The 24705-nt window shown below is 72.1% G+C and carries 30 protein-coding genes and 1 pseudogene; 12 read left to right on the top strand and 19 right to left on the bottom strand.

Annotated elements, in window-relative coordinates; translation table 11 throughout:
- Positions 1 to 64: 64 nt before the first annotated feature.
- The 5 genes and pseudogenes from SCATT_RS11820 to SCATT_RS11845 form a co-directional block, all read right to left on the bottom strand.
- Complete coding sequence (locus SCATT_RS11820; protein WP_014142133.1) at positions 65 to 1132, bottom strand: IS3 family transposase; 1068 nt, start codon at positions 1130 to 1132, stop codon at positions 65 to 67.
- Positions 1078 to 1257 (bottom strand): annotated as a pseudogene (locus tag SCATT_RS39475) (transposase); the annotation flags it as partial. The gene SCATT_RS11820 and the pseudogene SCATT_RS39475, both read right to left, overlap by 55 nt.
- 280 nt (positions 1258 to 1537) lie before the next feature.
- Complete coding sequence (locus SCATT_RS38555; protein ID WP_014627918.1) at positions 1538 to 1915, bottom strand: hypothetical protein; 378 nt, start codon at positions 1913 to 1915, stop codon at positions 1538 to 1540.
- Between the two features lie 910 nt (positions 1916 to 2825).
- Positions 2826 to 3077: a DUF397 domain-containing protein gene (locus SCATT_RS11840; protein WP_014143278.1), complete on the bottom strand. Its 252-nt coding sequence runs from the start codon at positions 3075 to 3077 to the stop codon at positions 2826 to 2828.
- Complete coding sequence (locus SCATT_RS11845) at positions 3074 to 3883, bottom strand: helix-turn-helix domain-containing protein (RefSeq protein ID WP_014143279.1); 810 nt, start codon at positions 3881 to 3883, stop codon at positions 3074 to 3076. The genes SCATT_RS11840 and SCATT_RS11845 overlap by 4 nt, the downstream gene beginning before the upstream one ends.
- 82 nt (positions 3884 to 3965) lie before the next feature.
- Here SCATT_RS11845 and SCATT_RS11850 point away from each other — a divergent pair, with 82 nt between their 5' ends.
- Complete coding sequence (locus tag SCATT_RS11850) at positions 3966 to 4736, top strand: IS5/IS1182 family transposase (RefSeq protein ID WP_014626964.1); 771 nt, start codon at positions 3966 to 3968, stop codon at positions 4734 to 4736.
- 116 nt (positions 4737 to 4852) lie between these two features.
- On the opposite strand, the gene SCATT_RS11855 is transcribed toward SCATT_RS11850, so the two are convergent.
- From SCATT_RS11855 to SCATT_RS11865, 3 genes are all read right to left on the bottom strand, one after another.
- A complete protein-coding gene (locus tag SCATT_RS11855) occupies positions 4853 to 5521 on the bottom strand; it encodes a hypothetical protein (RefSeq protein WP_014143280.1) in 669 nt (222 codons plus the stop codon).
- 223 nt (positions 5522 to 5744) lie between these two features.
- Positions 5745 to 6713 (bottom strand): asparaginase, encoded by a 969-nt coding sequence (locus tag SCATT_RS11860; RefSeq protein ID WP_014143281.1) that lies wholly within the window; start codon positions 6711 to 6713, stop codon positions 5745 to 5747.
- A gap of 78 nt (positions 6714 to 6791) precedes the next feature.
- Positions 6792 to 7424, bottom strand: a complete 633-nt coding sequence (locus tag SCATT_RS11865) for an RsiG family protein (protein WP_014143282.1) — start codon at positions 7422 to 7424, stop codon at positions 6792 to 6794.
- Between the two features lie 126 nt (positions 7425 to 7550).
- Here SCATT_RS11865 and dtd point away from each other — a divergent pair, with 126 nt between their 5' ends.
- Positions 7551 to 7976 (top strand): D-aminoacyl-tRNA deacylase, encoded by a 426-nt coding sequence (gene dtd, locus SCATT_RS11870; protein WP_014143283.1) that lies wholly within the window; start codon positions 7551 to 7553, stop codon positions 7974 to 7976.
- Between the two features lie 15 nt (positions 7977 to 7991).
- On the opposite strand, the gene ygfZ is transcribed toward dtd, so the two are convergent.
- From ygfZ to SCATT_RS11885, 3 genes are read right to left on the bottom strand one after another with little or no spacing between them, the layout of a single operon-like run.
- On the bottom strand, positions 7992 to 8960 hold the full coding sequence (gene ygfZ, locus SCATT_RS11875; RefSeq protein ID WP_014143284.1) for a CAF17-like 4Fe-4S cluster assembly/insertion protein YgfZ: 969 nt from the start codon (positions 8958 to 8960) through the stop codon (positions 7992 to 7994).
- 52 nt (positions 8961 to 9012) lie between these two features.
- Positions 9013 to 9444 (bottom strand): Fur family transcriptional regulator, encoded by a 432-nt coding sequence (locus SCATT_RS11880; RefSeq protein WP_014143285.1) that lies wholly within the window; start codon positions 9442 to 9444, stop codon positions 9013 to 9015.
- Positions 9445 to 9500: 56 nt separating this feature from the next.
- A complete protein-coding gene (locus SCATT_RS11885; protein WP_014143286.1) occupies positions 9501 to 10064 on the bottom strand; it encodes a heme-binding beta-barrel domain-containing protein in 564 nt (187 codons plus the stop codon).
- A 242-nt stretch (positions 10065 to 10306) separates the two neighbouring features.
- Between SCATT_RS11885 and SCATT_RS11895 the strand changes: the two genes are divergently transcribed.
- The gene (locus SCATT_RS11895) at positions 10307 to 10669 is read left to right on the top strand and encodes a DsrE family protein (RefSeq protein WP_014143288.1); all 363 of its coding nucleotides are present in this window, start codon (positions 10307 to 10309) and stop codon (positions 10667 to 10669) included.
- Between the two features lie 12 nt (positions 10670 to 10681).
- Here the strand turns inward: SCATT_RS11895 and SCATT_RS11900 are convergent, their stop codons facing one another.
- The 8 genes from SCATT_RS11900 to SCATT_RS11930 all read right to left on the bottom strand — a co-directional run bounded on the left by SCATT_RS11900 (position 10682) and on the right by SCATT_RS11930 (position 16124).
- Positions 10682 to 11011: a DUF3099 domain-containing protein gene (locus SCATT_RS11900; RefSeq protein ID WP_014143289.1), complete on the bottom strand. Its 330-nt coding sequence runs from the start codon at positions 11009 to 11011 to the stop codon at positions 10682 to 10684.
- Positions 11012 to 11112: 101 nt separating this feature from the next.
- Positions 11113 to 11400 (bottom strand): DUF1416 domain-containing protein, encoded by a 288-nt coding sequence (locus SCATT_RS11905; RefSeq protein WP_014143290.1) that lies wholly within the window; start codon positions 11398 to 11400, stop codon positions 11113 to 11115.
- A 34-nt stretch (positions 11401 to 11434) separates the two neighbouring features.
- Positions 11435 to 12274 (bottom strand): sulfurtransferase, encoded by an 840-nt coding sequence (locus tag SCATT_RS11910; protein WP_014143291.1) that lies wholly within the window; start codon positions 12272 to 12274, stop codon positions 11435 to 11437.
- Positions 12275 to 12471: 197 nt separating this feature from the next.
- Positions 12472 to 12552: a putative leader peptide gene (locus SCATT_RS40740; RefSeq protein WP_350240574.1), complete on the bottom strand. Its 81-nt coding sequence runs from the start codon at positions 12550 to 12552 to the stop codon at positions 12472 to 12474.
- Between the two features lie 241 nt (positions 12553 to 12793).
- Complete coding sequence (locus tag SCATT_RS11915) at positions 12794 to 13525, bottom strand: LmeA family phospholipid-binding protein (RefSeq protein WP_014143292.1); 732 nt, start codon at positions 13523 to 13525, stop codon at positions 12794 to 12796.
- Between the two features lie 55 nt (positions 13526 to 13580).
- Positions 13581 to 14843, bottom strand: a complete 1263-nt coding sequence (locus tag SCATT_RS40305) for a hypothetical protein (RefSeq protein ID WP_014627920.1) — start codon at positions 14841 to 14843, stop codon at positions 13581 to 13583.
- 10 nt (positions 14844 to 14853) lie between these two features.
- Positions 14854 to 15141 carry a MoaD/ThiS family protein gene (locus tag SCATT_RS11925; RefSeq protein ID WP_014627921.1) on the bottom strand — a complete coding sequence of 96 codons (288 nt, stop codon included), beginning with the start codon at positions 15139 to 15141 and terminating at the stop codon, positions 14854 to 14856.
- A gap of 113 nt (positions 15142 to 15254) precedes the next feature.
- Positions 15255 to 16124, bottom strand: a complete 870-nt coding sequence (locus SCATT_RS11930) for an alpha/beta hydrolase (protein ID WP_014627922.1) — start codon at positions 16122 to 16124, stop codon at positions 15255 to 15257.
- 272 nt (positions 16125 to 16396) lie between these two features.
- On the opposite strand from SCATT_RS11930, the gene SCATT_RS11935 reads away from it, so the two are divergent.
- The 9 genes from SCATT_RS11935 to SCATT_RS11970 all read left to right on the top strand — a co-directional run bounded on the left by SCATT_RS11935 (position 16397) and on the right by SCATT_RS11970 (position 24689).
- Positions 16397 to 17224, top strand: a complete 828-nt coding sequence (locus tag SCATT_RS11935) for a response regulator transcription factor (RefSeq protein WP_014143296.1) — start codon at positions 16397 to 16399, stop codon at positions 17222 to 17224.
- Positions 17225 to 17234: 10 nt separating this feature from the next.
- Positions 17235 to 18257 carry a LacI family DNA-binding transcriptional regulator gene (locus SCATT_RS11940; protein ID WP_014143297.1) on the top strand — a complete coding sequence of 341 codons (1023 nt, stop codon included), beginning with the start codon at positions 17235 to 17237 and terminating at the stop codon, positions 18255 to 18257.
- Between the two features lie 311 nt (positions 18258 to 18568).
- Positions 18569 to 19591: a S1C family serine protease gene (locus SCATT_RS11945; RefSeq protein WP_014143299.1), complete on the top strand. Its 1023-nt coding sequence runs from the start codon at positions 18569 to 18571 to the stop codon at positions 19589 to 19591.
- A gap of 36 nt (positions 19592 to 19627) precedes the next feature.
- Positions 19628 to 19777, top strand: a complete 150-nt coding sequence (locus tag SCATT_RS38560) for a hypothetical protein (RefSeq protein ID WP_014627924.1) — start codon at positions 19628 to 19630, stop codon at positions 19775 to 19777.
- A 51-nt stretch (positions 19778 to 19828) separates the two neighbouring features.
- Positions 19829 to 20569, top strand: coding sequence for a response regulator transcription factor (locus tag SCATT_RS11950; protein WP_041824668.1), 741 nt, complete (start codon positions 19829 to 19831; stop codon positions 20567 to 20569).
- The gene (locus SCATT_RS11955; RefSeq protein ID WP_014143301.1) at positions 20566 to 21951 is read left to right on the top strand and encodes a sensor histidine kinase; all 1386 of its coding nucleotides are present in this window, start codon (positions 20566 to 20568) and stop codon (positions 21949 to 21951) included. The genes SCATT_RS11950 and SCATT_RS11955 overlap by 4 nt, the downstream gene beginning before the upstream one ends.
- Positions 21952 to 21999: 48 nt before the next feature.
- A complete protein-coding gene (mshD, locus tag SCATT_RS11960) occupies positions 22000 to 22932 on the top strand; it encodes a mycothiol synthase (RefSeq protein ID WP_014143302.1) in 933 nt (310 codons plus the stop codon).
- Positions 22933 to 23050: 118 nt separating this feature from the next.
- Positions 23051 to 23347, top strand: a complete 297-nt coding sequence (locus SCATT_RS11965; protein ID WP_014143303.1) for a hypothetical protein — start codon at positions 23051 to 23053, stop codon at positions 23345 to 23347.
- Position 23348: 1 nt separating this feature from the next.
- Positions 23349 to 24689 (top strand): putative T7SS-secreted protein, encoded by a 1341-nt coding sequence (locus tag SCATT_RS11970; RefSeq protein WP_014143304.1) that lies wholly within the window; start codon positions 23349 to 23351, stop codon positions 24687 to 24689.
- Positions 24690 to 24705 lie beyond the last annotated feature (16 nt).

Below are 24705 nucleotides of genomic sequence, written 5' to 3' on the forward strand. Positions count from 1 at the left end.
CTCGCCATCGCGATTCCGCTGTTTGTGAGCTGCCCCGACTTTCGTAGAGTCCGCGATCGTGTGATCAAGCGGTCTGTGGGACTTGCTCCGGTCTCGCCCAGTACGCCTGTTCGTACTCGTCGGGTGGCAGGTAGCCGAGGGCGGAGTGGAGTCGTTCACCGTTGTACCACGCGACCCACTGGAAGACGGCCCGCTCGACTTCGTCGAAGTCCCGCCACGGGCCCTGATGCTCGATCAGTTCGGCCTTGAATGTGCCATTCAAGGCCTCGGCCATCGCGTTGTCGTACGAATCGGCGACGGAGCCCACGGACGCGGAGGCGCCGGCCTCGGCCAATCGCTCCGTATAGCGAATGGACACGTATTGCGACCCGCGGTCGCTGTGATGAATGAGGCCGGCGTCCTTCTTGATCTGCTGCCGCCACAGCGCCATCTCCAGTGCGTCCAGCGGCAGGTCCGTGCGCATGTGGGTGGCGGCCTGCCAGCCCACGATCCGGCGGGAGTACGCGTCCAGGACGAACGCCACGTAGACCCAGCCCGACCACGTGCGGATGTAGGTCAGGTCCGCCAACCACAGCTGGTTCGGCCGCTCGGCGGTGAACCGCCGGTTGACCAGATCCGGCGGACGCGGCGCGGTCGGCTCGGGGACCGTGGTGCGACGACGTTGCCCGCGGATGACGCCCTCGATCCCGAGCTCCCGCATCAGCCGCTCGACCGTGCAGCGGGCCACCGCGTGGCCGGCGCGGACCAGCGCGCGGGTGACCCGGCGGGCGCCGTAGGTGCGGCCGGAGTCCTCCCACGCGGCTGTGACCAGCGGAATCAGCTCTTCATCACGCAACCGGCGGGCGGACTTCGGTCGCGTCTTGCGCGCGAAGTACGTCGAGGGAGACAAGCCCAGCACCCGGCAGACGGGATCGACCCCGAGGCCCTTGTCTCGCAGGTGGTCGATCACCTGCTCGGCCTCGTCCGGGGACGGTCGATCTCCTGGGCAAAAAACACGCTGGCGGCCTTGAGAATCTCGTTGGCCCGCCTCAACTCGGCATTCTCTTTCCGGAGTTGCTTCAGCTCCTCCAGCTCGGAGCTGGTCAGGCGGTCGTCGCGCTCGCCGGCGTCGGCCTCGGCCTGGCGAACCCATGACCGCAGGGCCTCCTTGTGGATGCCGAGGTCGCGGGCGACATGCGTCACTGGGCGGCCGGTCGAGCGGACCTCGCGGACGGCGCGCTCGCGGAGTTCATCGGGGTACTTACGTGGTGCTGGCACTGCAGGTGGTTCTCCTTACGCCTGGATCGTAACCCAGGCTTCAAGGACTCCACGAAGATCAGTGCAGCTCACGCACCCCAGATAACCGCAGCGGTCGGGGAATCACACCCGAAGAGGTGACCCGCGCAAGCGCATGGTTCCAGGCGCCCCAAGACGGACGGGGACGGGCGGGGCCTCGGGGCGACGGTCGCTTCGAACGCGCGCGGCGGGCGGCGCCGCCAGCGCGGCGGGGGCTGCGGGGAAGTCACCCGAACGAGTGAGCCAGAGCACGCATGGTTTTTCACGTTGCCAGAGGGACGGGGACGCTCGCGCAGCGGTGGCAGTGGTGGGCGGAGGAGTTTCGGGGCAGGGGGTCGCGGCAGGAGGTGCATTCGGGGAGGGGGCCGGAGGGGTGGTGGGGGCGGGGAGGTTGGGGCGGAAGAGGGGGTTCGGTGCGGAGGCGGTGGGTGAGGAGGGCGGCCGGGGAGTGGATGAGGGGTGGGAGGGACGCCGTCAGGGCGGTGTGGAGGGCGGTATCCGGGAGGCCCGACGCGAGCCATCGCGCGGCCAACGGGGTCAGACGGGCGACGTCGAGGACGCTGAGGCTGAGGCGGGGGTCGTGGCTGCCCAGGTCGGTCAGCAGCGCGGCGGCGCGGACGCGTTCCGGCGGCATGGTCACGTCACGCTTCCGGACCCGGACCCGGGTCCGGCCCCCGCTCACGCTCCCGCTCCCGCTCCGGGACGACACCGTGGCGGAGCCGTCCGCCGGGGCGATCGGGCGGCCCCTCCCCCGCGACGCCCCGCCGCCCCGTTCGCCCCCACGCGTACGGCCCCGCGCGCCGAGCGACGTCCCGACGACAGCCACGTCAACTCCCCCGGGCGACAAGGGGACCCGCACGACGCGGCTCGCACGAGCCGACCTCCTCGCGGCGCGCTCACCGGTACGGGAACCTCCGGACGCCACGGGCTCCGGGCCACGGGCGACCCGGCGGCCGGCGGGCGGGCCGACGCGCTCGCCGGGGGATGCCGCGCGCTCTCGGCTACGGGGACGAACGCCTCGCTCCACGTGGTTGGGGGTGTTCCCCAACGTCTTCTCCACCTTGGTGGATCCGCCGACGGCCCGAGACGCCGGAGCGCCGAGTGTCGGGATACGGGAGGTCGGGGCGGTGCCGTGGAAGGCAGCGTCGATGACCGTCGGGTCGGTCAACGGAACGTTGCTCACCAGGACTTGGGTCGTCCAGCGGCCGGAGGCGAGGTCCTGACGGCGGCGGGTGTGGACGTAGCCTTCCGCTTCGAGTTGGCGGCGGGCGTTGCGGATGGTGGTGCGGCCCTCGGGCATTTTGGCGGCGAGGGAGGTGAGGGTTTCGCGGGAGCCGTCCGGCAGGGAGAGGGCCCATTGGAGGAGGCGGACGGCGCAGCCGGTCAGGCGGGGGTGGCGGATGAGGTCGTTGGGCGTCTGCGAAAAGAAGCGGGCAGGCGCGATAGCATGCTTCAACATCCCAGGTGCTCCTCTTCAGCACTTGGCGGTGCAGGCCCTCAGGTGGTGTTGCAGCACCTCTGAGGGCCGTTTGCGGTCTGTGAACGAACGGTTACTCTACCGGCGCGGTCGCGGCGAACGAGACGAAGGCGGACCAGGCGTCCGGGGAGAAGGACAGCGTCGGGCCGGACTTGTCCTTGGAGTCCCGCACGTGAACGGTGGACGGGCACGCCGCCACCTCGACGCAGTTGCCGCCCTGGTCACCGCTGTAGCTCGACTTGCGCCAGGCAAGGGCTACTTCGACGCAGTTGCCGCCCTGGCTGCCGCTGTAGCTGGACTTGAACCACGCCAGTTCCGTGCTCATAGTTCCTTCGCCACCTGTTCGATCAGACGCCTGGACTCTTCGGGGCTGGAAGCCTGTGCGCGGATGATCCCATAGCGCGCGGTCAGGTCGCTGACGATCTCCGGATCTTCGAACACCCGGCTGCCATGCTGGCCCTCCACATACGCCAGGTTGCGGCGGTCGTCGGTCTCCAACAGTACGAACGGCCCGTTGAGCCCCGCGTGCGTGTCGCGTTCCAACCGCATGAGCTGGATCTCGACGTTACGCTGCTCCGATACCTCCAACAACCGCTTCAACTGGGCTCGTTGCACCGCCAGCCCGCCGATCGGCCGCAGGATGGTAGCCATCTCCAGGACGAAGCTCAGCACCGGCGCAGGCCTTCGGTCGAAGATCACGTGACGCGCCAGTCGGCCCGCGACCCGTTCCTCGATCTGCTTGTCGTCCAGCGCCGGGCAATGCGCCGAGAAGACCGCCCGCATGTACTCCTCGGTTTGCAGCAAGCCCGGGATCACATGGTTCTCGTACGTATGGAGAGCGCGCGCCTTCTTCTCCAACTCCAAGAACTCCAGGAACCACTTCGGGTACGTCTCCCGCGACAGATGCTGCGCCATCTCCATCAGGAGATCTTCCGCCCCGAACACCTTCCCCGCCTTGAGGATGAACGCCTCGCTCGGCATCCGGTCCCCCGTCTCGATGGCCGCGACCAGCGACTTCGAGTAGTTGGTGAGCGCGCCGAGTTGTTCCAGGGACAAGCCCGCGCGCAGGCGCAAATACCGTACGCACGAGCCGAACATGCGCAGGTTGCTCGACCCTTGATTGTTGATCATGCCGACCGCACCTCCCCTTTTCGCGTGCGGTCAGGCTAAGGGCTGTCCCGTAACTGCTGGTCACGGGTGAGATGATCTGGCTGTGTCTGGTGTGATCACGGCGTCTGAGCCCTCCTGGATAGCCCCGTTCACTGGGCTGAGCCCGCGCCAGTTCGGCAAGCTGATCACCGCGCTCCGGCGTGAGGGTGTGGACCCGGTGCGCAAGGGTCGGCCATGGAGCCTGCCGCTGGAGGACCGCGTGCTCCTGATCGCCGCGTACTGGCGGACGAACCTGACCCTGCGCCAACTGGCCCCGCTGTTCGGGGTGTCCAAGTCGGCGGCCGACCGCATCATCGACCACCTCGGGCCCGCGCTCGCGCTCCAGCAGCGCAAGCGGTTCCGCAAGGACACCGTGCTCATCGTGGACGGCACCCTCGTTCCCACCCGTGACCACACCATCGCCGAGCAGTCCAAGAACTACCGGTACTCCACCAACCACCAGGTCGTCATCGACGCCGACACCCGGCTCGTCGTCGCGGTCGGCCGACCAGTCGCAGGCAACCGCAACGACTGCAAGGCGTGGGAGCTGTCCGGCGCGAAAGACGCCGTCGGCAAGACCACGGTCATCGCAGATGGCGGCTACCGGGGCACCGGCCTGGTCATCCCGCACCGCCGCGAGAAGGGCCAGACCGAACTCCCGGAATGGAAGGAGGAGCACAACGCCTCCCACCGCAAAGTCCGCGCCCGTGTAGAGCACGTCTTCGCCCGGATGAAGGGCTGGAAGATCCTTCGCGACTGCCGGCTGAAGGGCGACGGCGTCCAGCACGCCATGCTCGGCATCGCCCGCCTGCACAACCTCGTCCTTGCCGGGTGACGCAGAAACCAGCAGGCCACCAGACCCGTCAGAGATCATTTACGGGACAGCCCTTAGTGAGCGTCCTCGAATGCGGCGTGCGAATCGGCGAATCTCCACCCGTGACGGTGAATGCCCTACATGTGGGCGCTGATCACACCGCCGTTGCTGAGGACGACGTACGCGCCGTTGGCGTCGAGGCCGACGTCGTGCTGGTCGGTCTCCAGCGTGGCGTCCACCGAGCCGTCGTTGCCGATGATCTGCGCGCGGTAGCGGAGTTCGCCGACCTTGGTGACCTTGGCCTTCCAGCCGCCCGCGAGGTCGAAGGTGCCCGGTCCCTGGTGGCCGCCGCCCATCCAGGCGTGGACCTGGCCGTCCAGGGTGAGCACGACGAACATGTCGTTGGCGTCGAGTCCGGCGTCGTGCTGGTTGGTCTCCAGGGTGGCCAGGACGGAGCCGTTGTTGACGATCTTGGCGCGGTAGTGCTGGGAGCCGAGCCGGTAGATCTCGGCCTTGCTGCCGTCCGGCAGGGTCTGGGTACGGGTCGGGGACGTCGTCCCACCGTTGGTGGACGCGGTGCCCGCCGTGGTGGAGTGGTGGGTGCCGGAGGTCCCGCCCTGAGCGCTTGAACCGGTGCTGCCCGTACCGGAGGTGGACGTGGAGGCGGAGGCGTTCCCGGACCCGGCGGCGTTGCTCGATCCGGCGGGGTCGTTCGGGCCGCAGGCGGTCAGCGAGAACGCCGCGGCGGCGGCGATCGCGAGCAGACCGGCGGAACGGACGGTACGGCGAGCGCGGCGCGTGGTCATGGTGGAGCCCCCACGGGATGTCGGGATGCGGCGCCGCCGTCCGCTTCCGCGGGCGGCCGGCCGGATCAGCTGTTGGTTACATCCATGAGATGGCTCTGCGGGCGGCAATGGTTCTTGGGGTTCTGTCCGCCTTCGGTAACAAGGGATTCCGCTTCCGTAACAGCGAGGGGGCGGCCCGCGCCGTCGCGTTCCCGTACGCGACGGCGCGGAACGTCCCGGCACCTCAGAACGCGGCGCGGATCTCCCCGACGCGTACGCCGCCGCCGAGCAGCGGGGCGTCGGCTATGCGGTCGAGGACCGGGGCGTCGACGCCCATGGTGCGCAGGGTGCGGGCGAGGACGGGGCCGAGGGCGCGGGAGGCGCCGTCGTCGATCTTGAAGGCGAGGGCGCGGCCGTCCGGGAGGGCGACGGCCTGGACGGCCTCGGCGCCCATCTTGGAGAGGGTGCCGGGCAGTTCGCGCATGAGCCAGGTGTCGGGGCGGCGGGTGCCCGCGACGTACTCGGGGTGGGCGCGCATGGCGTCGGCGACGCGGCGGGCCGGGGTGCCGGGGTCGGCGGTGACGTAGGAGCGGAAGACGCGGGCGAGGCCGGTGAGGGAGATGGCCATGAGGGGGGCGCCGCAGCCGTCGACGCCGACGTGGTCGACGCTCTCGCCGCTGCGTTCCCGTACGACGTCGAGGACGAGGCGCTGGAGGGGGTGGTCCTGGTCGAGGTAGCTCTCGGTGGGCCAGCCGTTGCGGACGCAGGCCCAGAGCATGGCGGCGTGCTTGCCCGAGCAGTTCATGAGGATGGGCTTGCGGACGCCTCCGGCGGCGAGCCACGTCTCGGACTCGGTGGCGTCGAGGGGGAGGTCGGCGGGGGTGCGGAGGGCGGACTCGGGGAGACCGGCGGCGGCGAGGAGGCGGCGGACACCGTCGAGGTGAAACGTTTCTCCGGAGTGGCTGGCTGCGGCCAGCGCGAGGAGTTCGCCGTCCAGGTCGACCCCGGCGCGCAGGACGGCCTCGGCCTGCATGGGCTTGTTGCTGGAGCGGGGGAAGACCGGGGAGGTGACGTCGCCGAGGGCCAGCTCGACCTTGCCGTCCGCGTCGAGGACCACGAGGGAGCCGTGGTGGCGGCCCTCGGTGAAGCCGGAGCGTACGACCTCGGCGAGGACGGGGAGCTGGGCGTGCTGGTCAGGGACAACTGACGTCATCGTCGGCCTTCCGGGTAGGTGCGCCCGCCCTCGGTGGCGGGCGGGCGGCCTCCCGGGGGGTGGCCCCGGGCCGCCCGGCTAGGCGCCGGAGAGCAGATCGTCGATTCGTGCTTCACCTTCACGGTACCTGCGGGTGATCTCGGCGCTGCAACCGTCGACGGTCTCCTGGAGGCCACGGCGGCGGCGGGAGATGTCCTGCTCCAGGGCCTCCATGCGGGCGAGACCGGCTCGTAGCTCGGTGTCGGTGCGGGCGGAGAGGTCGGAGAGGCCGACGTCGTCCAGTATCCGATCGGCGAGCCGGCGGTATTCGGCGCCCCGGGGGGTGCCCAACGTCACGTGTCGGGCGGACTGGCGTACCGCGGAGGGGTCGTCGGTGAGGATCTCGGGAAGCCGGTCGAGCAGGGGCAGGGCGGCGGGGAGGACGACGGGGCGGCGGGGCGGCGGGGCCGGGCGTCCGGCTGGCGGATCGGTTCGCCTGGCCAGTTCGGCGCGGAGGATGTCGACGCGGCCCTGGAGGAGGCGGCGCAGGTAGGACAGGTCGGCTTCTTCCTGCTGGGCGTCGCGGCGCAGGGTGCGGAGCCGGGGCAGGGCGAGGGCGGTGAGATCGGTGAGGTTGGTGGGCGCGGAGCCGGTGGTGTGGGCGGTTCCGGTGCCGATGACGGTGGCGCCGGGGTCCGGTGTCCCGTTGACGGGATCTTGTGGCGTGGTCATTGCGTGGGCGTTCCCCTCCTCGGGCGGCACCGCACGGGCCCCCGGGGCGCCGCCTGGCACAGATCGTGCCACCGCGCCCGCACCCGGCGCAGCGTCGCCGCGCCCGAACGAGCGAGAATGGGCGCCATGCGTGCCGTAGCCCAGCGAGTGACCGAAGCCGCCGTGACCGTGGACGGCGAGACCGTAGGCAAGATCACCGGCCCGGGCCTGTGCGTCCTGGTCGGGGTGACGCACGACGACACCCCGGAGAAGGCGGCGCAGCTCGCCCGCAAGCTGTGGTCGCTGCGGATCCTGCCGGACGAGCGGTCGTGCTCGGACATCGACGCGCCGCTGCTGGTGGTCAGCCAGTTCACGTTGTACGGGGACGCGCGCAAGGGGCGTCGGCCGACGTGGAACGCCGCCGCGCCCGGCCCGGTGGCCGAGCCGTTGGTGGACGAGGTGGTGGCCCGGTTGCGCGAGCTGGGCGCGACGGTGGAGACGGGACGGTTCGGGGCGTCGATGAAGGTGTCGCTGGTGAACGACGGTCCGTTCACCGTGGTGCTGGAGATCTGAGCCGCGCGTCGGCGCTCACGGCGCGACGACGACCTCCTGGTTGGCGGGGACGGTGTCGGCGAGGAGTACGGCGTCGGCGGGGACGTTCCGCTTGACCAGGGCGAGGGCGATGGGGCCCAGCTCGTGGTGGCGGGCGGAGGAGGTCACGAAGCCGATCTGGCGGCCGTCGGGGCCGTCCTCGGCGAGGCGGACGGGGGCGCCGTGGCCGGGGAGCTTGACCTCGCTGCCGTCGAGGTGGAGGAAGACCAGGCGGCGCGGGGGGCGGCCGAGGTTGTGGACCCGGGCGACGGTCTCCTGGCCCCGGTAGCAGCCCTTGTTCAGGTGGACGGCGCTCTCCAGCCAGCCGACCTCGTGCGGGATGGTGCGGTGGTCGGTCTCCAGGCCGAGGCGGGGGCGGTGGGCCTCGATGCGCAGCGCCTCGTGGGCGAGGACCCCGGCGGGCGTTCCGGCGCGGCCGGCGAATGCCTCCAGTTCGGCGCGGGGCACGAAGACGTCCCGGCCCCAGGGCGTCTCGCGGACCGCCCAGTCGGCGGGGACCTCGGTGATGTTGCCCGCGGGGAGGTGGACGACGGCGTACGCGTCCCCGGCGTCGGCGGTCTCGACGCGGTAGAAGAACTTCATGCTCTCCAGGTAGGCGAGCAGGTCGCCCTGGGTGCCCGGTTCGACGTGGGCCCAGGTGGTCGTACCGTCGTCCACCAGGTACAGGGCGTGCTCGACGTGGCCGTGGGCGGAGAGGACGAGCGCCTCGGTGGCCTGGTGCGCGGGGAGTTCGCTGACGTGCTGGGTGAGCAGCAGGTGGAGCCAGGCCAGCCGGTCCTCGCCGGTGACGGTGACCACGCCGCGGTGGGAGAGGTCCACGAAGGCGGTGCCGTCGGCGAGCGCGCGCTGCTCGCGGAACGGGTCGCCGTAGTGGCCCGCGACCCCTTCGTCGGGGCTTTCCGCGGGGACGGCGCCGGGGAGGGAGAGCAGGGGACTGGAGGTCATGCGCTCCAGCGTACGACGTGGTCCCCGGCCGGTTCGCGGGTGCGGGAACGGGTCAGCCCCCGGCGGCGGAGCCGGCGCAGTCGGCGCAGCGGCCGAAGATCGCGAAGTGCTTCATGTCGGTGTCGAAGCCGAACTGCTGCCGGAGGCCGTCGATGAGGGGCTGGGCGACGGAGACGTCCGCCTCGATGACCGAGCCGCAGTCGCGGCACACCAGGTGCATGTGGTGGTGGCGGTCGGCGAGGTGGTAGGTGGGGGCGCCGTGGCCGAGGTGGGCATGGCTGACGAGCCCCAGTTCCTCCAGCAGTTCCAGCGTGCGGTAGACGGTGGAGATGTTGACGCCGCTGGCGGTGCGCCTGACCTCGGTGAGGATGTCGTCCGGGGTCGCGTGCTCAAGGGTGTCGACGGCTTCGAGCACGAGTTGGCGTTGCGGCGTCAGCCGGTAACCGCGTTCCCGCAGGTCCTTCTTCCAGTCGGTGGTCACCACCCGACCAGTGTAGGACCGCTGCGGGAACGGCCTACTTGAAGAAGGCGCCTACTTGCCTACTTGAAGAAGGCGATGCCGTCGTCGGGCAGGTCCTTGATGTCCTTGATCCACTCGGCCGGGGAGACGACCTTCTTGAGGTGGGCGGACATGTAGGGGCGCAGCGGGACCGAGGGGGTGGCCTTCTCGCCGACCCACATCAGGTCGCCCTTGACGTAGCCGAAGAGGCGCTTGCCGCCGGAGTACTCGTCGGCGGAGGCGATCCGGGCGACGGCGTCGGTGGCCAGGTCGATCTGCGGCTTGTTCTCGGCCAGCTCGCCGTACCAGATCTCGATGACGCCGCTGTCGCGGGTCATGACGACCTCGACCTTGCGGTCGCCGTCGACGCGCCAGAAGCCGCTCTCGCTCTCCAGCGGACGGACCTTGTTGCCGTCGCCGTCGAGCACCCAGGTGTGGGAGGTGTACTCCAGGAACGGGCGGCCGTCGTGGCGGAAGGTCACTTCCTGGCCGAAGTTGCACTTCTCGGCGCCGGGGAAGTCGAAGACACCCGCGCCCGCCCAGTCACCGAGGAGGAAGACCAGCGGGGCGATGTCCGGGTGGAGGTCGGACGGGATCTCGATCATCGGAACTCAGGCGATCTGTGAGTGGTTTCGAGGGGGCAGGTGCGCCCGGCCCTCAGCGCTGGCCCTGGAAGAGCTTCTTGAAGGAGAGCCCGGCGAAAGCGAGCACGCCGACGCAGACCAGGACGAGCAGGGCATCGAAGAAGTACTCCAGCACGGCGGCGCTCCTCGGGCAGGCTGATGGGTGACGCTAAAGGACCATGGCCGAGTCTAGTGGGCGGGTGTGCGCGGCGTAGGGTGGGGCCGTGACCAAGCAGCTCGTGATCAAGGTGACGGCCGGCGCGGACGCGCCGGAGCGGTGCTCGCAGGCGTTCACGGTGGCGGCGGTGGCCGTGGCCAGCGGGGTCGAGGTGTCGCTGTGGCTGACCGGTGAGTCGTCCTGGTTCGCGCTGCCGGGCCGCGCCGCGGAGTTCGAGCTGCCGCACGCCGCGCCGTTGCCGGAGCTGATCGACGCGATCCTGACCGGCGGACGCGTCACGCTGTGCACGCAGTGCGCCGCGCGCCGCGACATCACCGAGGACGACGTGGTCGAGGGCGTGCGGATCGCCGGGGCGCAGGTGTTCGTGCGGGAGATCATGGGCGAGGGCGTGCAGGCGCTGGTGTACTGAGCCTCGTCCGGTTCAGCGCTGGTCGGGGCCGGGTCCGGGGCCGGGTCCTCGGTCGCCGGGGTCCCGGTTGAGGCGGTCGCGGGCGGCCTTCTCCCGTTCCCGCCAGGTGTCGTCGGGCGGGTCGTCGCGCAGCCAGCTGTCGTCCGGCTCGTCCCACCAGGGGTCGTCCGGGCCACGCCGGTTGGCCACGATGGCGGCGCAGGGCGGGATGACCATGGCGACCACGCACATGGCCACGGCGGCGGGCACCGACCAGATCCGCACGACTCCCCAGGCCAGCACGAAGAGCCCGATGCAGACCCCCATCATCGCGAAGTACCGGTGACGGCGTCTCGCGTACATGCTTCCACGGTACGTCCGGCGGGCCGGGCGCACAGCCCGCGGGGCCGCACCCCGCCAGGCGTCCAACCCTGGGGTGCGGCCCCGTGGCCTCAACCGTGCCGTCAGACGGCGATGGCGACCTCCGCCAGACCGCCGCGCTGGGCGACCACCGTGCGGTCCACGGTGGCACCCGGCACCAGCGCGCGCAGCGTCCAGGTGCCCTCGGCGGCGTAGAAGCGGAACTGCCCGGTGGCCGAGGTGGGCACCTCGGCGGTGAACTCACCGGTCGAGTCCAGCAGGCGGACGTAACCGGCGACGGGCTCGCCGTCCCGGGTCAGCGAACCCTGGATGGTGGTCTCACCGGTCTTGGCGGACGAGGCGTCCGGGCCGCCGGCCTTGGCTCCACACATGGATGTCTTCCTTCGGGGCGAGGGGTGTCGGGGTTCAGTTGCCGGCGCCGAGCTCGATCGGCACGCCGACCAGCGAGCCGTACTCGGTCCACGAACCGTCGTAGTTCTTGACGTTGGCCTGGCCGAGCAGCTCGTGCAGCACGAACCAGGTGTGCGCGGAGCGCTCGCCGATGCGGCAGTAGGCGATGGTGTCCTTGGACAGGTCGACGCCCTCGCCCTCGTAGAGCGACTTCAGCTCCTCGTCGGACTTGAAGGTGCCGTCGTCGTTGGCCGACTTGGACCAGGGGATGTTGCGGGCGCTCGGCACGTGGCCGGGGCGCTGCGACTGCTCCTGGGGCAGGTGGGCCGGGGCGAGCAGCTTGCCGCTGAACTCGTCGGGGGAACGCACGTCGACCAGGTTGAGGCTGCCGATGGCCTTGACCACGTCGTCCCGGAAGGCGCGGATCGAGGTGTCCTGCGGCTGCGCCTTGTACGCGGTCCGCGGCCGGCTGGGGACCTCCGCGACCAGGTCGCGCGAGTCCAGCTCCCACTTCTTGCGACCGCCGTCGAGGAGGCGGACGTCGCGGTGGCCGTAGAGCTTGAAGTACCAGTACGCGTACGCGGCGAACCAGTTGTTGTTGCCGCCGTAGAGGACGACGGTGTCGTCGCCCGCGATGCCCTTCTCGGACAGCAGCTTCTCGAACCCCGCCTGGTCCACGAAGTCGCGGCGCACCGGGTCCTGGAGGTCCTGCTTCCAGTCGATGCGGATGGCGTTCTTGATGTGGTTCTTGTCGTACGCCGAGGTGTCCTCGTCGACCTCGACCACGACGACCTTGGGGTCGTCGAGGTGGGCCTGGACCCAGTCGGCGTCTACCAGGACGTCGCTGCGGCTCATGCTGTTCTCCTCCGGGGCAGTTGCGGCGGTGCTGAGGGGTGCGGGTCCGCCCCGGCTTCGCGGCGGGCGCCGGGCAGGCGGCGGGGGCGCGCGGAGGTGGCCGGGGTGGCGGGAGGGGACGCGGACGGGCGGGGAGGCCCGGTGGACGTGCGCCCGGCGGCGGCGGACGGGCCGCCGACGGGGAAGGGCGCGCCCCCTCAGGACGTACGACAGAGCATGGCGGCGACGCGGCACAGGTCGACTGCCCGCCGCTTCGTGAGGTCCGCCTGTCGCTTCATGGCCCCGATCGTAGGGAAGCCCGGGGGCGGGTGTCACCGGCGTGTCGTCAGGTGAGACGCGATCGTCCGAATGGCGGAACACTTTCCGTCGGACGCCGCGTCGGCGGGGGCGCGCGGGGGGCGCGTACCCCGCTGGAACGGTCCGTTCCGCGGAGGTCGGCCTGAGGGGCGGACGGTTTGTCTCAGCGGTCGGACGTGCGGGGGCGCCGTCCCGGCGGGGAGGCCGGGCGGCGCGGCCGACTCAGCCGGTCAGGGAGACGTTCTTGCCGGTGAGGGTGATCTCGACGCCCTGGAGGGTGGCGCGGATCGACGACAGCTGGATGCCGTGCGGCAGGCCGGACAGGCGCCGGGTGAAGTCGGTCTTGCTGCGCACCAGTTGGTCGAGGCCGGGGACGGCGTCGCCGCCGGGGATCTCCTGGGCGCGCAGCCGGACGGCGTTCCCGCCGTCGAGGCTGATCTCGCTGAGCACGCTGCGGTGGAGCGTCTGCCCGAGCACCGGCAAGGTGATGCTTCCGGTGACCTTGACCCGGCCCTTGCCGGAGGAGTCGGTGCCGCCGTAGGAGACCGAGACGCCGGAGGGGGCGGCCTTGGTCAGATCGGCGTAGGAGACGAGCGCGGTGCCGGAGGCGGTGTCGGCCACGGCGCTGGAGAAGTCGGAGTTGATGCGGACGTCGCGCAGGTCGGCGTCGAAGCGGGCGATGGTCAGCGGTCCGGTGGCGCCCTCCACCGTGGTGCCGTTGGGGTGCAGATCGGTCGCGCTGACCGTGACCTCGTCCAGGTTCTTGGCGAGGACCTGGGTCAGGAACGGGAAGCCCTTGACGGAGACCCCCGGCTTGGCGGAGAGCCCCTCGGCGCTCTGTATGCGGTCGGCCGCCTTGGACTCGGCGACGGAGAGCGCGATGCGGTCCGCGGCCACCAGCAGGCCGACCACCACCACGACCAGGATCAGCAGGATACGTATGCCACGCCGCATTGCGTCGCCCCCCAGGATTCGAGCGCCTTCGGTGTCCGTTCCCCCGCCGGTGAGCCTAACCCGACACCGCGAAGTGCCCGAGGAGGTACACCACGGGCGCGGCGGCGGCCAGCGGCAGGGCGACGCCCGCTGTGAAGTGGACGAACCGCGACGGCCAGTCGTAACTGGCCACGTGCAGCCCGATCACCGCGCACACCCCGGCCGCCGCGGCGAAGAGCACGGCGTGGGTGCCCAGCCCCATCAGGTGCGCACAGCCGTAACCGCTTCCCGCGGCGGCGGCCAGGGCGAGGACCACCGAGATCACGGCGGGCAACCGCACCGCCCGCACCACCGTCGCCACGGCCACCGCGCACCCGGCCACCACCACCGGGCGGTACCCCGCCGACGTCCCGGCCGCGGCGAGATGACCCGAGGCGAGCACGGCCAGCACGGTCGAGGCGGCCGTCGCCGTCAACGACGCCAGCCGTTCGTCCCCGTCCCCCCGGTGACGCATCTGCTGCACCAGGATGAGCAGGATCCACACCCCGAGCGTGCCCAGGATCACCGCCGGTGCCTGGCCGGTCGGCGCGGCCAGCAACCCGGCGTCGGCGGCCACCCCGGCGAGGAACGCCAGCGCGATGCCCTGCCGGGCCGGCCACATCCCGTTGAGCCGGAACCACCCGGCCGCCGTCACCGCCTGGAGCAGCACCGCCGCCACCGCCAGCGCCGGCCGCCCCAGCCACGCCCCGCCCGCGGTGAGCGCGGCGAGCACGACGGTCAGCAGGGCGGGCTGGATGCCCGGCGGGATGATCGGAGACCCGGTGCGAACGGTCGCCGCGGGGGCCGCGGTCGTCCCGGCGGCGGACTCCGGCACGGGTGCGTCCCCGGTGGCCGGCGCGGGCTCGGGCCAGGGCACGGCCGGGGGCGCCGGGGCGGGGGGGTGGCCGGGGTGTCCGGCGTACGGGTGCTGGTAGGGCTGGGCCGGGGGCAGGGGGGCGGAGACCTGGTGGCCCGCGTGCGTGCCGCCGTAGCCCGGGGCGGGCGGAGGCTGGGCGGCGTGGCGGCCGTGGGCGGGCTGCGCGCCGTTGTGGCCGGGGGCGGCCTGGCCGCCGGCGTGGCGGGGGGCGGACGGGGGCGGCTGGTGGTCCACGGGGGCACCGGACGGGTAGCCGTGCCTCGGCTGCCCGCCGTCGCCACCGGACGCGGGCTGCCCGTCGCCGTAGCCGGGGCCGGCGTGCCGAGGGGCGGGCGGGGGCTGCGGGGCGGCGTAGCCGTCACCGGGGTGGGAACCGTCGGCGGGGGGCCAGGGCTGGGGGTCGTTCCACTGCGGGGTGGTCATGGTGTGCGCCTCACCCTCCGGCGAACGGGGGGAGCACCTCGACGGTGCCGCCCGCGACGAGCTGGACGGACTCGTGGTCCCGGCCGCCCACCGGGGCGCCGTCGACCAGGAACGAGGAGCTGCCCAGTACGCGGGCGAACTCCCCCCGGTCCGCGTGGCGTTGGCGGGCCGCCGCGAGCGCGTCGGCCAAGGTCGCCGCGTGGTACGGCTCCTCGGCCACCCCGGCGGCGGCCTTCGCCGCGGCCCAATACCGGATCGTCCCCGCGGGCACGGCCCTCGCCGCGTCGCCGGCAACCATGGCGGCTCCTCCTGGTCGTGCTGGTCTGCTGGTCCGGCCGGGCCGTTCGTCATACGTCGTACCGGCGCTGCCGCGTCCATGATGACGGATGGCCCGCGCCCGCCGGCCCCGGCTCACCCGGTCCGCTCGGCCGCCCAGCGTCCGACGCGGGCGAGGAGCCCGGGGTGGGCGGCGTTCTCGGCGTGGCCGAAACCGGGCTCGATCCACAGCTCGGCGGCGTCCCCGGCGGCGTCCTTGAGCGAGTAGGGGTGGTCCAGCGGGAAGTAGCGGTCCCGGTCGCCGTGGACGATCAGCAGCGGGGTGGGGGCGATCAGCGGGACGGCGGCCACCGGGGAGAGCGGCACCGGGTCCCAGTCCTCGGGATGGATGCGGGTGCGCAGCCCGTACCGGGAGACCAGGCGGCCGGCCGGCCGGGTCACCGCCCAGTGGAGGCGGCGCATGGGCGCGGTGCCCCGGTAGTACCAGCGCGCTGGTGCACTGACCGCCACCACGGCGTCCGGCCGTGCCTCCGTGCGCCCCCCGACCGCCGCCTGCCGGAGCACCACCGAACCGCCCATCGAGAAGCCCACGGTGACCACCCGGCGGTAGCCGAGGGAACGGGCCCAGCCGACCGCCGCGTCCAGGTCGAGCACCTCGCGGTCGCCGACGGTGGACCGGCCGCCGGAGCCGCCGTGGCCGCGGAAGGAGAAGGTGACCACCCCCGCGACGTGCGCGAAGGCCGCCGCGGCCCGGCGTACCGCGGGGCGGTCGAGGGAGCCGGTGAAGCCGTGGGCGATCACGATCGCCAGGTCGCCGGTGTCCGTCGCGTCCGTATCGTCCGGTGCGGGACGGCGGTCGCGGGGACGGTGCCCGGCCTCGATCCGGACCCCGTCGTCCGTCAACAGCACGTGACGAAAAGCCCTCGTCCGGGTGGCGTCGTGACCACGGGACGTGATCGACGGAACACCCGGCGAGGCGGCTGCGGTCTCACCCGTGGACTCCATGTCGGCTATTCTCCTGGCCTGGAGGATCCGGGCAGCGTCGCCCCCGGGTCCTTTCGTGCTTTCTGCACGTCGCGTGCTTCCCGCACGCCGCCAGGGACGAGGAGGGTTCGGCACATGCGCACACCGAAATGCCCGGACGGACGGCAGAACCTGAACACGCGGGATGAACCTGGCAAACTTGCTCCATTGACCCCATCGACTCCATGGACAGCTTTGGACGGTCTCGCCGGCCAGCACACGCGACGCGGCCGGACGACCGACGGGAGCACCCGGTGAGTTCTCTTCTCCTCCTGACCAACGCCCTCCAGCCCTCCACCGAGGTGCTGCCCGCCCTCGGTCTGCTGCTGCACGGAGTCCGGGTGGCCCCCGCGGAGGGGCCGGCGCTGGTGGACACCCCCGGTGCGGACGTGATCCTGGTGGACGGCAGGCGTGATCTGCCGCAGGTGCGCAGCCTGTGCCAGCTGCTGCGGTCGACCGGCCCGGGGTGCCCGCTGATCCTGGTGGTCACCGAGGGCGGGCTCGCCGCGGTCACCGCCGACTGGGGCGTGGACGACGTCCTCCTCGACACCGCCGGGCCGGCCGAGGTGGAGGCGCGGCTGCGGCTGGCCATGGGGCGCCAGCAGATCGGCGACGACAGCCCGTCGGAGATCCGCAACGGCGACCTGTCGGTGGACGAGGCGACCTACAGCGCCAAGCTCAAGGGGCGCGTGCTCGACCTGACGTTCAAGGAGTTCGAGCTGCTGAAGTACCTCGCCCAGCACCCCGGCCGGGTCTTCACCCGCGCCCAGCTCCTCCAGGAGGTGTGGGGGTACGACTACTTCGGCGGTACCCGCACGGTGGACGTGCACGTACGGCGGCTGCGGGCCAAGCTCGGCCCCGAGCACGAGTCGCTGATCGGCACGGTGCGCAACGTGGGGTACCGGTTCGTGTCGCCGGAGAAGGAGAAGGGCGAGCAGCGGACGGCCGGGGAGGCGAAGGGCGGCGGCGGCGCGCAGCCGGCCGAGGCGCGCACCGGCGCGTCCCGTACCGCCGGTGCCCGCGCCGGTTCAGCGCGTACCGGCGGTAGCACGACCGGCGAGGGCGCCGGTCAGCCCGCGTAGACTGACGCGCGTGCCCAAGGTGACGCGTGACGACGTGGCCAGGCTCGCGGGGACCTCGACCGCGGTCGTCAGCTACGTCATCAACAACGGACCCCGGCCGGTCGCCCCGGCCACCCGCGAGCGGGTGCTCGCCGCGATCAAACAGCTCGGCTACCGGCCGGACCGGGTGGCCCAGGCGATGGCCAGCCGCCGTACCGACCTGATAGGGCTGATCGTCCCCGACGCGCGCCAGCCGTTCTTCGCGGAGATGGCACACGCGGTGGAGCAGGCCGCCTCCGACCGCGGCAAGATGGTGCTGGTCGGCAACTCCGACTACCTGGACGAGCGCGAGGCGCACTACCTGCGGGCCTTCCTCGGCATGCGGGTCTCCGGGATGATCCTGATCAGCCAGGGCGTGAGCGAGACCGCGGCGCTGGAGATCGACGCGTGGGACGCCCGGGTGGTGCTGCTGCACCGCAGGCCCGACGCGATCGACGACGTCGCGGTGGTCACCGACAACGTCGGCGGCGCCCAGCTCGCCGTCCGCCACCTGCTGGAACACGGCCACCCCTATGTGGCCTGCCTGGGCGGCAACGAGAAGACGCCGACGTTCGGCGACCCCGTCACCGACCACGTCGAGGGCTGGCGGCGGGCGATGCGCGAGGCGGGGCTGTCCACCGACGGGCGGCTGTTCGCCGCGGAATACAACCGGTACGACGCCTACCAGGTCGCCCTCCACCTCCTCGCCGGCCCCGACCGCCCCCCGGCGATCTTCTGCTCCACCGACGACCAGGCCCTCGGCCTCCTGCGCGCCGCCCACGAACTCGGCATCGACGTCCCCCGCGAACTCGCCATCGCCGGCTTCGACGACGTCAAGGAAGCCGCCCTCGCCGACCCTCCCCTCACCACCGTCGCCTCCGACCGAGAAGCCATGGCCCGCGCCGCGGTCGACCTGGTCCTCGACGACGGCCTCCGGGTAGCCGGCTCCCGCCGGGAGCGCCTGAAGCAGTTCCCGTCGAGGCTGGTCGTCCGCAGGTCCTGCGGCTGCGCGTAACGCGTACGCCTGCGGCGGGCTTGGGCCGGTACGGGGTACCGCGCGGCGACGCAGCAACGCCGGCGGCGGGCCCGCTCCGACGGGCACGATGCGTGCGGCGTACGCATGGCATCTGACGCGGGCACGCGCGACCGGGCGCCGGGCGCGGCGGGCGACGCCGTGACGCGTGCGCATTCGGCCTGGGGGTAACGGGGGGCTAAGTGGCGGGAGTTGGTCGGCGGGGCGGGCTTTATATCGGGCATACCTACTTCTGTCGGGCTTCTCAGCCGGCGCTCAGGGAACTCTCATGGAGCGCGGCGAGAGTCGTTGGCATGACACCGGACATGCAGGACAGCACCCAGCCAGGCAGTGGCGCGGCGGGCGCCTGGTACCCGCCGCGGCCCGAGTACCAGCCAGGGGCGGCGGGGCAGGACCCGGCCGTGCCGGAACCGCGGCGGCGGGCGCGGCGGCCGGTCGCGTTGCTGGTGGCGGTGGCGATCGCGTCGGGGGTCGTCGGGGGCGGCACCGCGGCGCTGATCGGCGGGGCCACGCACAGCACGGCCGCGGCGGCGCCCGTCGCGGGGGCACCCGTTTCGGCCAAGTCGGGCGGCAGCGTGGCCGCCGTCGCCGCCGCCGTCGGCCCCAGCGTCGTGGAGATCACCGCGGACTCCGGCGACGGCCAGTCCATCGGCTCCGGGGTGATCCTCACCGCGGACGGCACGATCCTCACCAACAACCACGTCGTCGCCGGCGCCGACAACGTCAAGATCGCGCTCAGCGACGGCCGTACCGCCACCGCGAACGTCGTCGCCACCGACCCGTCCAAGGACCTCGCGGTGATCAAGGCCAACGGGGTGAGCGGGCTGAAGGCGGCCCAGCTCGGCAGCTCCGCCGGTCTCGCGGTCGGCGACCCGGTGGTGGCCATCGGCTCCCCCGAAGGGCTCTCCGGCACGGTGACCAGCGGCGTCGTCTCCGCGCTCAACCGGGACGTGACGGTGCCGGTGGAGGACGGCTCCGGCAACTCCGACTCCAACGGCAACGGCAACGGCAACGGCAGCGACCGCTGGCCCTTCGGCTTCGGCGGCCACCAGTACAACGGCCAACTCGGCGGCGACACCACCACCTACAAGGCGATCCAGACCGACGCCTCGCTCAACCCCGGCAACTCCGGCGGCGCGCTGCTCAACATGAGCGGCCAGGTGATCGGCGTCAACTCCGCGATGTACGCGCCCTCCGGCTCCTCCGGCTCCGCCGCCTCCGGCAGCGCCTCGGGCAGCATCGGGCTCGGCTTCGCCATCCCCGTCGACACCGTCAAGGCGTTCCTCGACGCCCACCACATCGCCTACAACCGCTGAGCCGCAACCGCTGAGCCGTCCCGGAAGGAACCCGCGATGCCCCCCGTCACCGTGCGCGTCCGCGCCGTGCGCCACCGCCGCGCCGACGCCGGACCGGCCTGCCTCGGCCTCGCGCTCGCCACCGCCGTTCCCGCCCCGGCGGCCCGTGCCCGGGGCGCGGCCAAGCGGCGATCCGTGCGAGTCTGAACGGTGACGGCAGTGGAAGCAGCGGACGAAGAAGGCCGAGGTACACCCGTGATGAGCGCCGCCGACAACGGTGACCAGCCGTCCCGGATCCTGGTCGTGGACGACGAACCGGCGGTGCGCGAGGCGATCCGCCGCAGCCTGGTCTTCGAGGGGTACGACGCCGAGCTGGCCGCCGACGGCCTCGCCGCCATCGAACAGGTCGAGCGCTACCGCCCGGACGCCATCGTGCTCGACGTGCTCATGCCCCGCATGGACGGGCTGACCACCGCCCGGCGGCTGCGGGCGAACGGGGTCACCACGCCCATCCTCATGCTCACCGCCCGCGACACCGTCGGCGACCGGGTCACCGGACTCGACGCCGGCGCCGACGACTACCTGGTCAAGCCGTTCGAACTGGACGAGTTGCTGGCCCGGCTGCGGGCGCTGCTGCGGCGCAGCGAGTACGCCGCCCGCGCCGTCGCCGCGGGCACCCCGGCCGACGCCACCCTCACCTTCGCCGACCTGCGGATGGACCCGGCCACCCGGGAGGTCACCCGGGCCGGCCGCCCGGTCGAGCTGACCCGCACCGAATACACCCTGCTGGAACTCTTCCTCACCCACCCCCGCCAGGTCCTCACCCGGGAGCAGATCCTCAAGTCCGTGTGGGGCTTCGACTTCGAGCCGAGCAGCAACTCCCTCGACGTCTACGTGATGTACCTGCGCCGCAAGACCGAGGCCGGCGGCCTGCCCCGGCTGGTGCACACCGTGCGGGGCGTCGGCTACGTGCTGCGCGCCCCCGAGAGCAAGCCGTGAGACGACGGCCGTTCCGCTCGCTGCCGCTGCGGTCCCGGCTGGCGCTGCTGACGGCGCTGGCGGTGGCGGTCGCGGTCGCGGCGGCGGTCTTCGCGTGCTGGTTCATCACCCGGGCCGAGCTGCTGCGCGGACTGGACAACCAGCTCAAGGGGCAGGAGTTCGGCCCGCGCGACTACCAGCAGGTGTGCGGCTCGGCCCCCGGCTACGTCCCCAGCCCGTACACCGTGCGGGTGCTCCAGGGCGACGGAACGGTGTGCGCCTTCGCCAACCGGGCCACCCTGCCGGTCACCAAGGCGGACGTGGACGTGCTCTACGACGGGCGGGCGTGGGTGGCCTACGACACCAAGGACTCCCGCGGCACGCCGGTGCGCGTGGTGACCAGGCCGATCCCCTTCGCGCGCGACGCCGTCCTCTCCGTCGCCGCCCCCCTCTCCCAGGTCAACGACCCGCTGGGCCAGCTCGCCGTCATCCTCGCCGTGGTCGGCGGGGTCGGGGTGCTGGGCTCGGCGACGGCGGGGCTCGGGATCGCGCGGGCCGGGCTGCGTCCGGTGGACCGGCTCGCCGACGCGGTCGAGCACGTGGCCCGTACCGAGGACCTGACCGTGCGGATCCCGGTGGAGGGCGAGAACGAGGACGAGATCGCCCGGCTGACGACGGCGTTCAACTCGATGACCGCGCGGCTGGCGTCCAGCCGGGAACGGCAGCAGCAGTTGATCGCCGACGCCGGTCACGAGCTGCGGACGCCGCTGACCTCGCTGCGTACCAACATCGAGCTGCTGGCCCGCAGCGAGGAGACCGGCCGGCCGATCCCGGCGGAGGACCGCAAGGCGCTGATGGCGTCGGTGAAGGCGCAGATGACCGAGTTGGCGCTGCTCATCGGCGACCTCCAGGAGCTGTCCCGGCCGGAGGCCGTCCCGGGCAGCGAGCCCACCCAGATCGTGGCGGTGCACGAGGTCGCCGGGCAGGCGGTGCGGCGGGCCCGGCTGCGCGGCCCGGACCTGGTGCTGGAGACGGTACTGGAGCCCTGGTACGTACGGGCCGAACCGGCGTCGCTGGAGCGGGCGCTGGTGAACCTGCTGGACAACGCGGTGAAGTTCAGCCCGTCCGGCGGCACGGTGGAAGTGCGGTTGCGGCGTGGGGAGTTCACGGTGCGGGACCACGGTCCGGGAATCCCGGCGGAGGACCTGCCGCACGTCTTCGAACGGTTCTGGCGGTCGCCGTCCGCCCGCAGCCTGCCCGGTTCCGGCCTCGGACTGTCCATCGTGGCCCGTACCGTGGCCCAGCTCGGCGGGGCCGTCGCGCTCCACCCGGCGAAGGGCGGCGGCACGGTGGCCGTGGTCAGCCTGCCGGGGACGCCGGTCCCACCGGCGGAGCACGACTGACGGCCGACCGGCGGCGGCCCTCCGGCGGCACGACCTAGACTCTCGGCCATGACCGCCGCATCGACGCCGCCCTCCGCCCGCCGCCGGATCGAGACGCTGGACGAGCTGCCGCCGCCGGTGGCGCGGGACGTGCTGGAGCTGATCGAGCGCGCCGCGGTGTCGGACGGGCAGCCGGCCGTCTCCGAGCAAGGGCGGCTCAACCTGCGCGGCGGACCGCGCCCCGGGATCCGGCACCTGCTGGTCACCGACGACGGCGAGCTGGTCGGGTACGGGCAGCTGGAGGAGACCGACCCGGTGGAGGCGCCGGCCGCGGAGTTCGTGGTGGCCCCGGGCCATCGCGGGCGCGGCCACGGACGGGCACTGGGCCAGGCGCTGCTGGAGGCCTCCGGCAAGCGGCTGCGGGTGTGGGCGCACGGCGGCCACCCCGGGGCCCGGCACCTCGCCGTCCAGCTCGGGCTGTCGCTCTTCCGTGAACTGCGCCAGATGCGGCGTCCGCTGCCCGGCGAGCCGCTGCCCGAGCCGCGGCTGCCGCGGGGGATCACCGTGCGCGCCTTCCGCCCCGGCGAGGACGACGCCGCCTGGCTCGCGGTCAACGCCGTCGCCTTCTCCCACCACCCCGAGCAGGGCTCGCTCACCCAGCGCGACCTGGACGACCGCAAGGCCGAGCCGTGGTTCGACCCGGCCGGGTTCTTCCTGGCGGTACGGGAGGACGACGGCGCCATCGCCGGCTTCCACTGGACCAAGGTGCACGCCGCCGAACGCCTCGGCGAGGTCTACGTGGTCGGCGTCCACCCCGACGCCCAGGGCACCGGGCTCGGCAAGGCGCTCACCGCCATCGGGCTGCGCCACCTCGCCGACGACCGGGGACTGCCCACCGCCATGCTCTACGTGGACGCCGACAACGCCCCCGCGGTCAGCGTGTACGAACGGCTCGGTTTCACCACCTACGAAACAGACCTCATGTACCGCACGGAAGTCTGACTTTCACACACTCTTCGTCCAACACCCGTGTCGCCGCCACACCTCCAGTTGGCATCGGTGACGCCACTTTGACAGGGTGATCCCCTGGATCAAGCAGGTAACGGGGAAGGGTCGAGTAGTGTCCGATCTCAAAGTGACCAGTTCGGTGCTGAGTGATCTCAGACGGACATTCACCACGATCACGTCCCGGCTGGACACCGCGCGCCGCCAGCTCAGCGGCGTGGAGGGGCACGCCGCGGGCGAATCGGATCTCATCGACGCGCTGCACGAGTTCGCCGACGACTGGAAGTACGGCATCACCCAGATCGGCAAGCACACCGACAGCACGGTGCAGATGATCGACCAGATCGGCAAGACGTTCGATCAGGTCGACGTCGAACTGGCCAACAGTCTCAACAAGTCCGGGGGTAAGTGAGATGGCACGTTCGTTTCCCGCCCTCGGCTTCGATCCCACGCCCGGTGACGTCGACGAGACGCGCACCCTGGCCAAGCAGCTGTCGAACATAGCCACCGATCTCACCACCACGTACAACGAGATCTCCCGCGTCGACTGCACGGCCTGGCACGGCAAGGCGGCCACCGCGTTCAGCAACCACGTCTCGCACGACGTGCAGCCGCTGATCGGCAAGGCCAAGGACTCGTTCTCCGGCGCCGCCGACGCGCTGGCGGACTGGGCCGTCCGGCTCGCCGCCTTCCAGCACCGCGCCGACGACCTCGAACGCCGCGCCGCCGCCAAGCAGCAGGACGTCACCAGCACCGGCAACGCCCTCAACGCCCTGAAGGGCGACTCCTCCGGCGGGGACCACCCCGACCCGGCGGCCAAGAAGAAGCAGGACGACCTCAAGGACTCCCACAAGAGCGCCCAGCACGCGCTGGACTCGCTGCGCCAGGAGGCCGAGGACCTGCACGGCGAATACCGCCGCGAGGCCGTCCGCATCGGCCACCGGCTCCAGAAGGCCGGCCACATCGCCCCCGAGAAGCCCGGTCTGCTGCACTCCATCGCGCACGGCGTGGAGGAGGCGTGGGACGCCACCAAGGACTGGGTCAAGGAGCACGCCGACCTCATCAAGGTCATCAGCGACTTCGTCAGCGACCTCAGCGGCGTCCTGGGCATGCTGGCCATCATCACCGCGCCCTTCGAACCGCTCGGCGCGATCTTCGCCGGCGCGGCGGTGGCCACCAGCGCGATCGCCCTCGTGGGCCACCTGGTGGCCAAGGCGGGCGGGGCCAACGTCGGCTGGATGAGCATCGGCTTCGACGCGCTCGGCGCGATCCCGGGCATCGGCGTCTTCTCCAAGGGCGTCAAGGTGGTCGACGGCGCGGTGGCGGCGGGCCGGGCCGGCGAACTCGGCAACGGCTTCCGTGGCGTCACCACCATCGGCCGCAACATCGTCGGTCTCGGCGGCGACGCGGTGTCCGCTGCCAAGGAGTTCAAGCTGCCCAGCCTCGGGATGAGGTTCCTGGAGGGCAAGTCGATCGCGCTGGGCGGCCTGAAGGCCGGCGGCGTGATCAAGGCCGAGGGCTTCATGAACCGGCTCCAGCTGGTCTCCGAGGCCGGCTACCAGTACGGCCAGAGGCTCGGTGTCGGCGGTCTGAAGTTCGTCACCGGCGGCAGGGTGAACATCGACGCGATGAGCGGCCTGGGCCGCGGCATCGACGCCACCGTCAAGATCGCGCCGAAGCTCCTGTCCATCCCGGAGCACATCGGCGAGGCGATGCACCTGTACCGCGGTTCGCACCAGCCGGCCGCCGCGTAGGAAGAGACGAGCAGCC

Origin of the sequence: Streptantibioticus cattleyicolor NRRL 8057 = DSM 46488 (assembly GCF_000240165.1) — a bacterium.
Taxonomy (GTDB): Bacteria; Actinomycetota; Actinomycetes; order Streptomycetales; family Streptomycetaceae; genus Streptantibioticus; species Streptantibioticus cattleyicolor.

Coding starts and splice junctions, on each gene's coding strand:
- SCATT_RS11820 (WP_014142133.1), bottom strand. CDS start 1,132: ATGGGTTCGCCAGGCCGAGGCCGACGCCGGCGAGCGCGACGACCGCCT.
- SCATT_RS11840 (WP_014143278.1), bottom strand. CDS start 3,077: ATGAGCACGGAACTGGCGTGGTTCAAGTCCAGCTACAGCGGCAGCCAG.
- SCATT_RS11845 (WP_014143279.1), bottom strand. CDS start 3,883: ATGATCAACAATCAAGGGTCGAGCAACCTGCGCATGTTCGGCTCGTGC.
- SCATT_RS11855 (WP_014143280.1), bottom strand. CDS start 5,521: ATGACCACGCGCCGCGCTCGCCGTACCGTCCGTTCCGCCGGTCTGCTC.
- SCATT_RS11860 (WP_014143281.1), bottom strand. CDS start 6,713: ATGACGTCAGTTGTCCCTGACCAGCACGCCCAGCTCCCCGTCCTCGCC.
- SCATT_RS11865 (WP_014143282.1), bottom strand. CDS start 7,424: ATGACCACGCCACAAGATCCCGTCAACGGGACACCGGACCCCGGCGCC.
- dtd (WP_014143283.1), top strand. CDS start 7,551: ATGCGTGCCGTAGCCCAGCGAGTGACCGAAGCCGCCGTGACCGTGGAC.
- ygfZ (WP_014143284.1), bottom strand. CDS start 8,960: ATGACCTCCAGTCCCCTGCTCTCCCTCCCCGGCGCCGTCCCCGCGGAA.
- SCATT_RS11885 (WP_014143286.1), bottom strand. CDS start 10,064: ATGATCGAGATCCCGTCCGACCTCCACCCGGACATCGCCCCGCTGGTC.
- SCATT_RS11900 (WP_014143289.1), bottom strand. CDS start 11,011: ATGTACGCGAGACGCCGTCACCGGTACTTCGCGATGATGGGGGTCTGC.
- SCATT_RS11905 (WP_014143290.1), bottom strand. CDS start 11,400: ATGTGTGGAGCCAAGGCCGGCGGCCCGGACGCCTCGTCCGCCAAGACC.
- SCATT_RS11910 (WP_014143291.1), bottom strand. CDS start 12,274: ATGAGCCGCAGCGACGTCCTGGTAGACGCCGACTGGGTCCAGGCCCAC.
- SCATT_RS40740 (WP_350240574.1), bottom strand. CDS start 12,552: ATGAAGCGACAGGCGGACCTCACGAAGCGGCGGGCAGTCGACCTGTGC.
- SCATT_RS11915 (WP_014143292.1), bottom strand. CDS start 13,525: ATGCGGCGTGGCATACGTATCCTGCTGATCCTGGTCGTGGTGGTGGTC.
- SCATT_RS40305 (WP_014627920.1), bottom strand. CDS start 14,843: ATGACCACCCCGCAGTGGAACGACCCCCAGCCCTGGCCCCCCGCCGAC.
- SCATT_RS11925 (WP_014627921.1), bottom strand. CDS start 15,141: ATGGTTGCCGGCGACGCGGCGAGGGCCGTGCCCGCGGGGACGATCCGG.
- SCATT_RS11930 (WP_014627922.1), bottom strand. CDS start 16,124: ATGGAGTCCACGGGTGAGACCGCAGCCGCCTCGCCGGGTGTTCCGTCG.
- SCATT_RS11945 (WP_014143299.1), top strand. CDS start 18,569: ATGACACCGGACATGCAGGACAGCACCCAGCCAGGCAGTGGCGCGGCG.
- SCATT_RS38560 (WP_014627924.1), top strand. CDS start 19,628: ATGCCCCCCGTCACCGTGCGCGTCCGCGCCGTGCGCCACCGCCGCGCC.
- SCATT_RS11950 (WP_041824668.1), top strand. CDS start 19,829: ATGAGCGCCGCCGACAACGGTGACCAGCCGTCCCGGATCCTGGTCGTG.
- mshD (WP_014143302.1), top strand. CDS start 22,000: ATGACCGCCGCATCGACGCCGCCCTCCGCCCGCCGCCGGATCGAGACG.
- SCATT_RS11970 (WP_014143304.1), top strand. CDS start 23,349: ATGGCACGTTCGTTTCCCGCCCTCGGCTTCGATCCCACGCCCGGTGAC.